Genomic DNA, 14306 nt, shown 5'->3' with positions numbered 1-14306 from the left:
CATCGTAGAGAGTGGATATGGCTGACGACCCTTGCCCGCTTTGGGATAATGCGGTGTGATAATCTTCTCAAGACGCTTCCAGGGTATGAGATTATCCATGCGTCCGAGAAAGATCTCTTTACGGGTTTTTCTGCGCTTTTGATTGAACTCGCTGTCGGCGAAAGTGAGCTGATGATCCATGACTTATCTCTGAGAATGCTGTTCCGCAGATTGTCTCAAGAGGAGGGACTTATTCGCAACTTCCCTAATTCTGTTCGAATACAATGTGATAAGAAAGTGTGATACTTTTTTGTGTGTTTACAATTATGAATGTTGCACATGAAGTGCAGAATATTCATTTGAGCAGCAACTAACCGTTAGTATTGCTTGCTCAAAAGTCGAGCAATGTATATATTTTCTATATATTCGTTTTGGTTATCTATTTGGATAATTCAATGTCAGGGAGATTTGGAACATGACAGTACCCGCAAGAATTGAGCAGCTTCGACCGGCATTACTTTTTGTATGCCAATGCGGGCATCAATTGAGAGACAATATAAAACGCAAAAGCCTTGCGTGTAAGCATTGCCAGGCAGAAGTTTCCTTAGAAGACCGTCAAAGTATTGAGCTGGCTTCTCATGCGTTCAGGGAGCTTGCAGAATCCCAAAATATTGAAACCGTTCTGTATGGACGGACTGAATTCGAAATTGATGAGGCATCATTACCAACCGGACTGTTACCTATTATCATCGGTCGGGCCGCTCAAGTCTCCGTTACCCTTTTCCCAGACACCCCATACTTCTACAACGTAAGCGAATTAGAATCATTAGACGGCGGCATCACAAGTACAGATCTTTGTGTGACTATCAACAAAGAAAGCAAAATGAATTTAAAAACAGCTCTTCTGATCCTCACTCATATTACAAGCCGCTTGATAAAAGTAAGCAGAATAGAAGACCCTGACAATACAATCATCTGTGATCTGCGTCTTTTGAGCATTGCTGACCTCACACAAGAGTTCAAGAATGCTTAGCCAACAACTGAGGGAGTCGGTACAAACAGCCTCTCAAGTAAGGCCTCTCCTACATCAGGTAAAAAACCTCACTCCCATTCTGTGTGCCATAGAGAAACGTGAAGCCAACAGACTTCCGGTTATCGGGCTGCAGGATGCTCTGCAGATAGTCGATCAAACTATTGATTTAGTGATGAATGATGTAGGCCTGCAGGCACCTGGAGAAGAATACCAAAGAGCCGCCTTTCGCAACTGTATTGTTCCCTTCGCGGAACGAGATCTTCTAGAGTACGGTTCAATCTACGCAAAAACCTGGCAAGAAAAAATCTCCTCCACATTCCGGTCTATTTCATTAACTCCCGGCGCTAATGAGCATACTGCAAAGCCTGCTCTGATGGTTAAGCTCTCCATTGCTGAAAATGCAACACGCATCATATCAGCCCTCTCAAGTCGAAATATCCAAAACACACCAGATACCACGCGCCATTTTGTTAACCGTATTTTTGCCGATGCAAAGCAAATGGACACCCTCCTTCACCCAGGCAATCCCGCTGAAAAAGCCAGCTTAATGAGCGGTATGATCAAGAATTACACAAGCCTGATGGTCAGTGCTATTGACTCCAACCACGGTCAATTCGATATCAAGACAGTCCTTCAACATTACTCCGAGCAACAAGCCATTGTTTTAGGCTTAGTTCAAGGCAGTAATGAATTAAAAGCCGAATCACCTAAGACGCCTTCATTTCTAACACCTGGTCATTAAACATGCCTTCAAAAAGACGATTGGATAAAACCCGTAAATATAGTTCTGCGGTCTTTAAAGAAATAACTGGCATAACATTTCTTAGTAGAGGTATTAGTGCCAATTTTCGTGCGATATCTGGCGGGGTTGATTGGCTGAAAAAATCATCTGAAGAGCTTGCTAACCAAAAAGAGCATTATCAGCAGGCTGGTGATCCGGTCGAAACATATCCCACTGTCAGCAGGCAGATTTTTTTGATCAACGCGGTACTCTCATTTTTCTTAATGATGACTGCATTGTTAACTGCAACGATCGTATCAGTTATGTTCCTGTTCGATGCCGAACTCAGAGGCCTTCTAAGCTTCTTCGCTTCTTCCCCTATGGTTTTATATAGCTCTATTTTAGTTGCGATTGGAGGCTTAGCCTACGTCTGCATGAATGCGTATGCTTCTCTTAACCACATTAAAATCCTGATCAGAAGCACTAAAGTACCTTATGAGTACTCAGACCAGTTACGCGGTGCGACAACACTAATACTGTCCATTGCTGCTATTCACGCAGCACTAATTACCGGGTTCCAAATAACGCCTGCCGATGACTGGATTACAAAGCTTACTTTGGGAATCATTGCCGCTTTATTCTCTATCGGGACTTATAAAAACCTACGCTACATTTACTCACCTAACACCAGCGCGAAACTCCAAAAAAACCTGCTTATCAGCTTAGTTAACACGCTGATATTAGCTAAAGAATCCCGCCCTTTAGGGGCCGGTAATTTTGGACAGCCACCTCTCGTCCAGGCCTTCATTGTCGTGGCCATAACAGTTTTCTCATTTATCACTAAAAATGATTCGCTGATTGCCCTCTTTTCAACACTGGTTTCCATAACGGCGTTAGCCATCCTTGGAGCTTCTATGATGATCGTATGGGGACTAGAAGATGATCGACCTACCTCCGATTGAAACGACAACCAACGTGGTTACATACGAAATGATTGAACGGGCTGCCCGACTTACTGAAACGCCTATTCTCGGACTCTATCTAATCTTGAAGGTTGAGGGTGGTACTGTAGGTGAATGCAATGCAACTAATGACTGTGGCCCCTTCCAAGTTAACCGCCAGCACTACAACGATCTGGAGAAGTATGGGCTCTCTCGTAGTCTGATCATCAATAACGCATACGGGAACACCCTGGCCGCTGCAATTATATTTAGACAAAAGCTAAATGTTTGCGGCGCATACACCAACTACGATTGGTTTGACAAATTAGCCTGTTATCACAGCTTTACGCCTAAATTCCGTCTTAAATATCGGACAAAGCTGATTAAGAAAGCAGAAAAACTACTACCTCCAAAAACTATTAATAGGTTTCTTGCGAATGGCGGGTAAACAAATGAATGAAGGGGCTGCGAAAGCAGATCCTGTCGCCAATTTATTAGTTGTGCTGATGCTTGTAACTTTCTTCAGCGTTCTCATCTGGTATTTATATTCTCCATACCTGGCGTGGGGAGCTGCACATACCGCTATTAAAGCTCGCTACCTGTTATTCCCATTCACTTTCCTTATGTCTGACCAAATGGCAGATTTCATTCAAAATTTGGATGTTTACCTTGCTCGAAACTTAGACTTTGCCAACTTCACGCTATCTGAATTTGCACTTTTACTGAACATCATATTCCGATCGCTTTCTGTGATACTGGTACCTTTGCTCCTATGGCGAGGAATCAGCAACATTGTCTTTGCTAAAACGAAGTCTTTTACACGACAATTAGATTTGCTTCAGCTGGCAGAAATTCAGGCATCTCGCTACCCAAGAATGAAGCCGCCGATCCGGGCAAAACTGCTAGACCAGGATCACCGATTCGGACCGTGGGCAACCAGCCGTAATCCGCTGCAATATTTGATTCACCATAAACTTGTGAGCGCCAAAGTGGATCCCGAGCTAATTGCTGCAGGCTACCCAGACTTCAATAAGTGTGATGAAGAGGCTCAATTAGATATCCTGAACGAGTATCACGGCTCCCTGAAGCTCTATTTACCAAAAGTTACCCAGTTGTTGGTAGATCAATTAGGAAAGCCCTGCCAGTACACTCAGTCAGGCATGATTGATATCCAAAAGCTACCCACTATTGATAATGCTATGGCTGTTATCTTTTTGGCTGCAATCACCGGAAAGAAGATATACAGAGAACGTGTTGAAAAGCTGTTAGACCAGTTTGGCGATACGTTTAGGGAAGGATCACCCGCAACAGCCAACAGTCCGGCAATCCCTCACGCTATTGATCTTAGCGGCGTTTCAGAACTATGGACTGACATAGAGAAGCTGCCAACCACCATAAAATTTCTGATCAACGCATCCAAGAAACATGCTTATTGGTACTCGTTCATGACCGCTCTGTATCAAGAGGTCTATGATGACTATCGCACAATGTCCAGCAAGGACTTTAAGTTTTTAAAGCCCATCAATCGCACCCTCTTCTTACTTTGTAACCAAGTCGGCTTGGAAATGCCTAGAGCCGAAACGTGCGGGATTAGGGCGCACTACCTCACCGAACGTAAACACGGAGCCGCTATACTCGCGCCTCAAGTTGAGACGCAGGCGGTCTGGCTGGTTGAACATATTCAAAATGAAGGTTGGCTTGAAACGGACATCGTATCTGAAACTGATGGTATGGAGAGTCAACTTGAGCAATATAACTTGGCTTATAGAAAAGACCTTGAAGAATTTAACAAAGAGAGAGCAACCAATGCTGAACCGGCCTAAAGCGACATTTTTAACAGACACTGAGAGTGTTCATATTAGTCTTCGAGAAAGCACAATTTCTGTCCCCATCACTTCGGGTTTCTCGTTCGATAAAGGTAACTCAGAAATCGTCATCGGTTCAAAAAAACATCCTTGTACTGATCGGGAATATCGTCAGATAACGAAGGCATACCATAAAGCGATCGCGCCGAAGAAAAGCCCACATAGAGTATGGGCTCTGTCGGTATTTGGCATTTTTTTCTGGCTGGGGTTCGTTGTCCTAACGCTCGGTACACCAGGCGCTCTACCAACAAACGTTTCGCAAACGGCTCCCACGACACTCCCAATGGCCTCAATTGAAAGCGGAGCTACTTCCAACAGTAACGGTAACAGTGAATTCCCTTTCGCAAACCAATAAATACACATAATTACGCCGGGACATAAGATTTATGGCTGACCAGACCCTCAAAAATCATCAAGTCGTCGCTGACAGAAGAACCATAGGCCAGTGGATCTCTGACTGTTTCCGATCACCGATGTTCAGAGGGTGCTTTTACTTATTTTGTGCGTTCATCATTCTCACAATCCCAATAGCTACCCCTCTTGTCTTTATCGCACTGGTACCGGCTATAGCAACTAACAGGGATCCTGGCTTACCTCTACGCTTGCCTGTTGAAGCAAAAATGCGTGATAAAGGGGATCCGGCCCCCGGTGGTGACGGCTTTCATATGGCCAGAGGTGTGGTTTATCTCGGCAATGAGCAAGGTAGTAACAAAGAAGCATGGGTATCCTGGAACGATCAACGCCTTCACGATTACCTGATGGCTGCAACCGGTGGCGGCAAGACAGAGCTTATTCTGGCAATACTCGCTAACTATGAATTATGCGGCTCTGGCGCTCTTTTAGGTGATGGTAAGGGAACCATGCTATTACCTAAACAAACAACCACTATTGCTCGGCTTGCAGGTTCCGACGACGATTCTTTTGTCATTAGTTTTCTTTCTGGTTATAAGGCTGACTTTGGGAGGAGCCACAACAAAAAATCGAATAATATAAATCCCTTTGGTGAAGGCAACGACTCCACTGTAAAAGAACTACTAACCTCGTTAATGTCAGATGGCGGTGGCGACAACCAAATATTTTCGGACGGTGCATCTTCGCTTGCAGCTTCCTTGGCCCCAGCTTGGGTTGAAGGCCGGGATAAAGGTCTATTTGAGCTTAACATTGATTTCATAGGTTCAACCCTACCGCTTGCCAAGCTTTTTGAGTTTAGCCGAACTCCAGAGTTATCTGTTCTGACAAAACAATACATGACCAGCTACCTGGACAACTTAGGTTATGTATTTGAAAAACCGGCACATGAGCAGCCTGAAAACGTAACACGGATGCACGGCTACTACGTCAATTACTTCATGCGAGTTGTTACAAGTTTTGCAATCAGCTACCGGCATATTTACTACTGTCAGCAAGGTGAGGTAAACATGCGGGATACTGTAAAATCCCGAAGAAGCCTTACCTTCACACTACCACCGCTGGAAAAATCCCCTGGCGAAGTACAAAATCTGGGTAAAACGATGCTCGTTGCGGCCCGTTCAGCCTCTTCCTACGGACTGGGAACGACAATGGAAGGCACCCGGGAGGAAACCGTTAACAACCTCCCTGCCGCGCATCCTATCCCCTATAAATTCGCGTTTGATGAATTCTCTTTCTACGTTCTTGAAGGCTTTAGCCTAATGCCTGCCCAGCTCCGGGGCATTAACATTTCATGCCTCACTGGATCACAAGACTACGCAGGCACCAAACGAGCCGGTGAAATTGATGCTGAGTCTATTTTCAGTAACGCCCGAACAAAGTATTTCGGAGCACTTGAAGATAGCAGTACCTGGGAAAAGGTTAGAGAGATTGTCGGTGAAGTAGACATGGCCGTCTATGACAAACTAATGAATGTAGGAACGATGGTTGGCCGGTATGTTCCGGATCTTGATCTTAGGTTAACCCGCCGTTGCCCTTTAAGCATTAGTGAACTGCAATCTCAAGTTGAAGGTCAATTTCACATCATGCAGCGAGGCAAAGTCAGGAAAATCAAAACGTATTATCCGAATGTTAGCGAGGATACCGTTGTCGATAATTATCATCTTATCCGCTTGGTTAAATCATTGGGACCATCCCAAGCTTGCCTGAATAAACTCCGGGTCATGCAGGACTTTCTTGCCATTCTATCCAGCACCGATTTCACTCTTACCCCTGCTGGGTTACTAACTGAATGTATCGGGAAAGCAAGTGATAACGACTCATCTGATCAAGCAGCGTTAAACGGCCTGGCTCGTTACTACCAAAAAACCAGATTCAGTATCGACGTTCATACCGGCGAACTCAACGAACCTCAAAGCACAGCTTCCTCCGCTACTTCTCAGGAAAGTTCGCAAGAGAGTCCTAAAGAGGAGGAAGCAACTAAGCAACCGAAGGCTCCCGATTCGGAAGAAATACCCTCATACGGAGCCGAGCAATCCGAAAATCTACAACAACGGGAAGAAGCAGAGATTGACGATTTTTTTAACAATGTTTTTGACGGTATTCCACCAGATATTGAAGATGATCTGCTTCTACAGACCCAACGTGAAGTTGAGCTACACTATGCGTCTAACCCACCTAAAAACGGTGTCTTTGGCCTAACAGATACTGAATGTAATGCCATTCAATCACGGTTAGAGAATCTTGGCTTGTTACTGGGTGAAAGCAAAGAGGATGCTATCAAAACATCCGCTCAAATAGTCATGGATATGCGGAAAAACGTTTTTTATCTCATCCCGCCTAAACCTAACTCCGATAGCGACATCAAAGCAAAAGCCGCTATGCTAATACAACAAGCTGATTTATTTGAGGTTTAATATTAACTTTTCCATATAATTTGGCGTAGTATTGTAGATACAGAACACTCACTTAGTAAACTAATGTGCTATCTACATGACATCTGACCACACGCCTATTGGTGCTTCAAAAATCACTGGGGCACATATAGAAATGCTTAATCAGCGTTTCGATATGTTTGCCTTGCAGCCTTTGCTAGGCATTTACCAAGCCAAGATCACTCAAGCTGTATCGAAAAAACACATTGATACCCCTATTTCAGATGTAACTCGATGCCTGGTAATTAGAGCCCTGCTTGAAAAACCAGAGCTGGCCCCTTTGCCTGTCCTAAAAGACTATGATGACCTAATTGAGGCGCTAAAAAATGCACCTGAAGGTTTTCCTTTCCCTACTACTCAATCAAATAGCGGCGTACTCTTTGGCAGAAGCATTTCGACGGTAAATGGACTTAAAAAAGGTAGGCCAGTAACCCATTTAGTTGCTATGTGGATTACCCTCTTCTTAGACCAGTTTGATTCGCTTTGTAAAAAGGGTACCAAGCACCCACTGTATAAAATCATGGAAGAAGAGGCCGCGGCTAGGGGTTTATCTCTGCAAAGCATTATATTCAATAGAGGTTGGCCCAAAGCCACTTACGACACTCCTGCCTCTATCAACGGTGCTGAAATGATGACAGGCGAACACCTAAAACGTTTCAGTGAAACCGTCACAAACTATGACTACCAATCTTTGATGGGGTTATACCTTGCAAAGTCTAGCCAGCTAACGTCAAAGAGGAACAGAAAGCTGCCTGTCGCTGATGCTGCGCGTGGCTTAATGCTCAGAACCCTATTAAAGCACCCTGAGTGGGCTCCTAGAGCAAAGCTCTACCACTTTGAAGACCTAATGAATGCCTACGCAAAACTACCAAGCAGCTTTCCTCTGCCCACGGCACCTACCTATCTTGGGGTTACACTAGGGCGAAGTAGTTCAACAGTGCACGGTTTAAGGAACGGTAGAAAAGAGATGATGGTTCTGACTATCTGGATAACCATCCTTTTAAATTGCTTGCCAGAATTAAAAGCTGAGAAAGAAGAGCATTTTTTATACAAAATACTCGAAGATGAAGCTAAATCACGCGGCCACTCTCTACAGGAAATCATCTATAACCGTGGATGGCCTACTGATAGAGAATGATCTCTCCGGCACCTGGCACCCTGTTAAAGTGGGTGTCAGGCCCTTAATGGTGTTTTATGATTCTTTAGTTAGCACTGCTTGAAAATCACTGTCTAACCACAAAGCATCAAAACATTTTGCTATCTGATACCTCTCTACCCCTTCAGGATAAACAAGCTCTCCTAGCCGGTCAGAATTTTCAGTGCCGTATACTAAAAAATCATCGATCATTCCGCACTGATAGCAACAGTCCTGCACATAAGCCTCAAAGGCCCTTGCAAACAAACTCTCACCCTGTATTAGGAATATTGTGCCTCTCTGTAGAGAGCTATCTGATGACGCTTTTAGAAAACTGCTAAATGATAAGTGAGAGGATTCGGCTGAATAGGATTTCTTCGCTAACCGATACTTAATAATATCCCTGATAAGCTCGTCAGAAAGCTTAGCCTGAACGATAAAATCATCCCACTCGCTATCTTCAAATGAAATAATTTTTTCCGGTGTTGAATCATCAAATGCGACACGTTCTAACCGATCGAACAGATTTTCCTCAAATTCAAAAAATGTAGTTGTTGCTTTAGGTTTCTTATCTTTAAAACAAATAGCTCTAAAGAGCGCATTAATTGATGCTATTTCGTGCTCTGGCAGATACAAACTATCCTGGTGCAACCTTATGCCAGAATCAAACCCGCACAAGTATCTAAAAAGCATTGCCCCCCAAGAGTATGCAACACTGCCTATCGCTGCCGTTTGGGAATCATAATCATTCCATAAAGCAAAAAACGGGTCTGATTCTGAACCGCTACAACGAACACCTAATGTCCCGTTAAATGTGATAACTTCATGAGGTATTGAGGTTACCCGAGCCAACAGGCCTAAAGACTGATCTAACCTAAAGAAAACGGTTTCGCTTTCTGCCCGCTCTTCTACCTCGGCAAACGCCTCTCTTCCTATTCCCCCGCCACCGTTGATCAGGTTTAACTTTCTCTTCATCGGACGTTGCAGAAAAGGATCAATGCCAGACTCTTGCACCCCGTTAGACAAGTCTTCATTCAATATGTAACGGTTCCCATTTTTTGAAAGATAGAAAAACTCATCACGCTGGGTCTCCGTATCGTTGATAACTTTCACCCGGGATTGAATTACATGGTCTTTAATTCGTTGATCCAGCTGATCCCTTGTATGTGAGCCCACAAAAAGAATATTAGCTCCTCTCTGCGCATACCACCCCCCCTCTGAGTATTCTAACTGGTAACCCTTTAGCCACCAGCGACTTGAAAGGAGATCACCACTTAACAGGTAAGGCCTTAGAGTTTCCAGGAAATAGGCACGATCATTTAAAAGACGAATAAGCCTTTGCTTGTTGTTCAGTTCTTCGCACTGCAGGTCTTCTAAAAACTCGACACCTTTAGGTTGCAACATGCTTAATGCTGAACCGCCAAACGCTCTATGTACGAACAACTCAGCAGCTATACATTCGCTCCTCATTTCAACAAAAAATGCTAAAGGCTCTCGGGAGTGAATGGAAAACAATATGTCTTTTATCCTTTCTACTGCGGTAATGAAACGCTCATACTTTTCTCCAGGCTGAGCTTTCCGAACAAAGTTAGTTTCAATTATCTCGATAATTACATAAAGAACACACCTGGATATGAAAGCGGCGGTGGGAGACTGATCTCTGTAAAAGCACAACTCTTTTAGCTGGCACATTAGTTGGCGGCGATCACAAATTGAATCTACGTCTGGTGGATATATCGTTAATTTGGCTACTGCTTCACTATCGCTCGTATGCTCTTCTGATTGTTCTTGCGGCACCAACCCCCATATGAGGTAAGAAATAGCTTTATCGGATTCGTATGAATAAGCCTGATCCAGCCAATGACGAATACTAATTCTGGAAACAGTAATTTCTGATCTAACTATTCGTTTAAGCACTCTTAATGATTTATCCGCATAAATAACATCATCATGGCCTAATCTCTGGCACCTCACGCCTGATATCTCTTCTAATGAGGGGAATGATAGCGGATCACGGCCAAACCCCTTAGAAGCCCACTCAGGAATCTCTGACTGCAAAGCGATAATACGGCCTTCTATCAGTTTTTTTTGATCCGCATCACATTCATTTATGTACCCATCGGAAATGAGGTAGGACACTAACTGAGACAAGGATCCAAAATTCTCAGTTATCAGTGACTGGCTTGTGCTGTTAAAAATCATAACCTGAAACAACTCAGGTTCAATGCGGCCCCAGATACGCACGGATTTGCTAAGATATCGAGGCAGAACCTCAAGCACTTTGGATACGTCTTGGTCTTCGGACAAACATTGAAGTAAAGCACTAGGGTCTGGCTTTAATTCCTTGTCCAATCCGGTCTTTACATAAAGTGAATTTATGAAAGCGTATAGGTGTTTCATGCTCGGTTTCGTTGCAAGTAGTTCCAATGTAACTTTTTCTAAAACTACTTGAACATAACGGTAGTTATATAGCCCTCTTATGACCGAGTATTTTCCCAATTCAGTGCTGCTTGGATGGTCTTTCATTGCTAAATTCAGAATCAGATTTTTGAACTGAAGATCATCGAGATTCTGAACTGCATCCTGGACATCAGGTGGCACTACTATGAAGTCATCTATCAGCGGAGCTTCTATTCTCTTTGGCTCCACAAAAGCCGTTTGAACGCCCGGAAAAATACGCTGCCATAAGTCATTCTGTATGGGCCTTATCGCAACATATTCGCCGGATTTAATCTTTAGAAAATCATCAGCTGGCAACAACTCTGCATTTTCTTCAGATACGCCGCTGAGAAAGAAAGAGGGGACCAAACTACCTGACTTGTTTAAAATTAACGGGTGACACTCTATACCATGTTTGATCAATATTGGTGTTTCAACGAGGTTCATTTAGCGGCCTCCAAATAGAAAAGCCCAACAACGTTGGGCTCAATTTCACGGTGAGAGTTTAGAATTACATGCCTGGCTGAGGCATCGCTTGAGCGCCGCCGAACTTGGCCATCAAATTCCGTACTTTATCCATCATGCCTGCTACGGTTTCCTTCAACCCGTCTAACGTTTGATCTGAACGTACCTGTTCTTCAGCGGTCATAATTCCTGCATTGTTAGCAACATCTAACAAAAACTCCAGGTCTTTAGAAACGCCATTCATATCTTCTATAAAGTCAGTTAGAGGGCCTTCTATTGAGGCTTTAATTTCTTGGCCATCCAAACCTAATTTTTCCATGAGTGGAAGCGAATGATCCACATAGGTTTGTACCAGTTTGTTTCCGTACTCAATATTTTTTACCCGGTCAATTAAGCTATCAACTGTAAAGTCAGATACATACTCTTTCAGAGCATGACGGGCCAATTTTGCGAGTTTATTATCGTCCTTGTTTTCTGGATCGGCGGCTTCAGCAGCTCTACATTCACTAATCAGTTCTTTTATGCTGTAGTCCAGACCGTCTGATGCTGCCCCATTAAGAAAGTAAGACTCTGCACCTACTTGATTAATAATATCTGCAATCGCTTCTGTACGAGCACCAAGAGTCGATTCTCTAAACTTCTGCCTAAACGCTTCCCCTTGCTCTTGGGTCATTTGGTCAGCCTTCTCGACTGTTTTATCTACAGAGCGTCCAATATTCCTTACTTTCTCTCTTAATGGAGCTAAACGTTCAGCCCCCCAGGTTCCTACTCCTGCAGTCAGCCCCGCAGCGCCTGTTGTGATATTAGCGCCTGACTCGAACAACGAACGAGCCATTTGATACATACTGGAACCTAACCCAGGCGAGTTAAGTTGGCGCGTAGCTTGGTATTGTCCGTCCTCCTGACCGTTCTCTTGATCATTCTTTCGACCGATATCTTGACGTTTCGTCTCGTTTTTTTCCTCTTCGGGCGCTTCCTCTTCTAGCTCTTCACTATCAGCAATGGGCTCAACTGTTTCAAATTCGCTATCTTGAGGCAGCGAATTCATATCGGGAGAGCCAGATAGAGGATCTTCATAAACCTCAAACGCCATTGGATCATTTGGAGCACTTTCAAAATTACCCAGACCTTCATCAAGAGGATCATTCAGTTGAGAATATTCGTTTTCGATATCGCCTATTAAGCTGGAAAAAGAGCTTGTTGATTCGGCTACACTTCCTGAATCACCTCCAGCACTATCACCACCGGCCCCAGAACCTGAAGTATCACCCAGGGGATCAGACTCCGGAAAGAAATCATTAATACCCAGGTCATCAGGCTCCGGAAAGAAGTCTTCAATCCCTAATCCATCTTCACTAACAGGAGCATTAAACCCTGATACAAATTGCTCATATTGATGCTGGACCAATACATCATCCAGCCCAAAATCAAGGCGCTCTCTTAGCTGGTCCACAATATCAGGCGAGACCTCATAACCCCCTGGATGTGATTCAACCAGGTTTCCATTGGTGATGTATTCAACAAATTCTTGCCAATGCTCAGGCATAGCCGAAGATTCAAGTTCGGTGCTTGAATTAACATTCTGCCCCAACTTGGAAACTAAATTATCTTGTTCACTCATAATCTATGCCTCTCGCTTGTCAGCAGAAAGTTCTAAAACTTCTTCTGCCAGGTTCAAACCATCAATAACTTCAATAAGCTCTTCAAATTGCTCATCACCTTCAGGGAACATTTCGATATCTTTATATTGGTTATTGATATCTGCTATCAATTTTGAAAACAATTCACCGGCCATCTTCAATAACCTCAATTAATTTTATTTGTTAGTTGAAAATCATCTTTAGAAACTTGGTAACGAAGAGCTTGTCTATCCATATCAGTTTGCATAGCTAACTCAGACGCTTGCATCTGTTCCTGCAGCTGGCCTAATGACATCTTTAAATAAGAGACAAGCAGCCTTTTCTTAGTCTCAACGGCCAGCGCCCCTGTGAGATCCCTCACTGAAGCATCAGCGTAAGCCTCTGTAATTCCATCAGGCTGATACAAACTGTCATCCACGCTGTTCTGCAGCCAAACTAGGACGCTGGAATCTTTATCGTTAGGTTTTGTTCTAAAGCCATGATCGAAACTAAAGAAATCCAGCGCTGGTTTAATTCTGGATGCCCACACAAAAGCATTAGACAATTCAGCCTCATCACGCGAAATAGCTTGTGTTTTGATACGCTCCTTCAAATTCAAAAGATCACTGAAAGGGGCAATGTCATCCTGAAACAATAACTGCTGAGTGAGTAGTACTAATGCTGCTGCTTCATCTGCGGTTGAAATCTCTCCACCCCACAAAAGGTGCTGATTATCAAAGAGTTCTTTCGGAGAGAAAGAAGATTCTAAGATACCGGCGCGATCTGATTTAAGCAGATCAATATAAAGCTCTCTATGGCTCTCCAAGAATTCCTGATAGCTAGAAATAGACTTATCAGTTTGATTGGCGAAAGCATTCATCAAATTTCTTGGAAGCGTCTCCGCTGATACAGTTTTTTCAGCATATGACTTACCTTCCAACATACTGCGCTGCTGTTGCCTTATTTCAGATTGAGCATTGAAAGCATCCCATAACTGCTGCTCAGCAATGGTGCCTCTTTGTACTTCAGACGTAATCGAATCCGAGGCCGCTTTTATATTTTGTGCTAAATTAATCCCATCTAAAACAAACGTTTTACTTGTCAAACCTAACTGGAGAGAAAAGGTGTTGCCTAAATTGGTAATAGACATATGGAGCGCTTGAAAGGCGGCGGCAGATTGTGCCTTCAATACGCCTACAGTGACTGTTACACAAGCAACACAAGCCCAACAACTTGCGCAAGCTGCAGAGCTATACTGACTAGGAG

General features: G+C 43.7%; 11 protein-coding genes and 1 pseudogene. 7 read left to right on the top strand and 5 right to left on the bottom strand.

Annotated elements, in window-relative coordinates:
* Window positions 1-180, bottom strand: a pseudogene (locus Q0499_RS07110) (IS5/IS1182 family transposase); the annotation flags it as partial.
* A 274-nt stretch (window positions 181-454) separates the two neighbouring features.
* Between Q0499_RS07110 and Q0499_RS07105 the strand changes: the two are divergent.
* The 7 genes from Q0499_RS07105 to Q0499_RS07075 all read left to right on the top strand — a co-directional run bounded on the left by Q0499_RS07105 (window position 455) and on the right by Q0499_RS07075 (window position 8520).
* On the top strand, window positions 455-1012 hold the full coding sequence (locus Q0499_RS07105; RefSeq protein WP_299197699.1) for a hypothetical protein: 558 nt from the start codon (window positions 455-457) through the stop codon (window positions 1010-1012).
* The gene (locus Q0499_RS07100) at window positions 1005-1754 is read left to right on the top strand and encodes a hypothetical protein (RefSeq protein ID WP_299197696.1); all 750 of its coding nucleotides are present in this window, start codon (window positions 1005-1007) and stop codon (window positions 1752-1754) included. Before Q0499_RS07105 ends, Q0499_RS07100 begins: the two co-directional genes overlap by 8 nt.
* Window positions 1755-1756: 2 nt before the next feature.
* The gene (locus Q0499_RS07095) at window positions 1757-2695 is read left to right on the top strand and encodes a hypothetical protein (protein ID WP_299197693.1); all 939 of its coding nucleotides are present in this window, start codon (window positions 1757-1759) and stop codon (window positions 2693-2695) included.
* Entirely contained in the window at window positions 2673-3122 is a 450-nt protein-coding gene (locus Q0499_RS07090) for a hypothetical protein (protein ID WP_299197691.1), read from the top strand. The genes Q0499_RS07095 and Q0499_RS07090 overlap by 23 nt, the downstream gene beginning before the upstream one ends.
* Entirely contained in the window at window positions 3112-4497 is a 1386-nt protein-coding gene (locus tag Q0499_RS07085) for a hypothetical protein (protein ID WP_299197689.1), read from the top strand. Before Q0499_RS07090 ends, Q0499_RS07085 begins: the two co-directional genes overlap by 11 nt.
* A 428-nt stretch (window positions 4498-4925) precedes the next feature.
* The gene (locus Q0499_RS07080) at window positions 4926-7364 is read left to right on the top strand and encodes a TraM recognition domain-containing protein (protein ID WP_299197687.1); all 2439 of its coding nucleotides are present in this window, start codon (window positions 4926-4928) and stop codon (window positions 7362-7364) included.
* Window positions 7365-7440: 76 nt separating this feature from the next.
* Window positions 7441-8520 (top strand): hypothetical protein, encoded by a 1080-nt coding sequence (locus Q0499_RS07075; RefSeq protein WP_299197685.1) that lies wholly within the window; start codon window positions 7441-7443, stop codon window positions 8518-8520.
* Window positions 8521-8574: 54 nt separating this feature from the next.
* Here Q0499_RS07075 and Q0499_RS07070 read toward each other — a convergent pair whose 3' ends face one another.
* The 4 genes from Q0499_RS07070 to Q0499_RS07055 all read right to left on the bottom strand — a co-directional run bounded on the left by Q0499_RS07070 (window position 8575) and on the right by Q0499_RS07055 (window position 14190).
* Complete coding sequence (locus Q0499_RS07070) at window positions 8575-11403, bottom strand: LPD1 domain-containing protein (protein ID WP_299197682.1); 2829 nt, start codon at window positions 11401-11403, stop codon at window positions 8575-8577.
* Between the two features lie 64 nt (window positions 11404-11467).
* Window positions 11468-13042 carry a hypothetical protein gene (locus Q0499_RS07065; protein WP_299197679.1) on the bottom strand — a complete coding sequence of 525 codons (1575 nt, stop codon included), beginning with the start codon at window positions 13040-13042 and terminating at the stop codon, window positions 11468-11470.
* Between the two features lie 3 nt (window positions 13043-13045).
* A complete protein-coding gene (locus Q0499_RS07060; protein ID WP_299197676.1) occupies window positions 13046-13216 on the bottom strand; it encodes a hypothetical protein in 171 nt (56 codons plus the stop codon).
* A gap of 11 nt (window positions 13217-13227) precedes the next feature.
* Window positions 13228-14190 (bottom strand): hypothetical protein, encoded by a 963-nt coding sequence (locus Q0499_RS07055; protein ID WP_299197673.1) that lies wholly within the window; start codon window positions 14188-14190, stop codon window positions 13228-13230.
* Window positions 14191-14306: the final 116 nt, after the last annotated feature.

It is taken from the genome of uncultured Amphritea sp. (assembly GCF_937127095.1).
Lineage (GTDB): Bacteria > Pseudomonadota > Gammaproteobacteria > Pseudomonadales > Balneatricaceae > Amphritea.
This window is presented reverse-complemented; position numbering and strand designations above follow the sequence as displayed.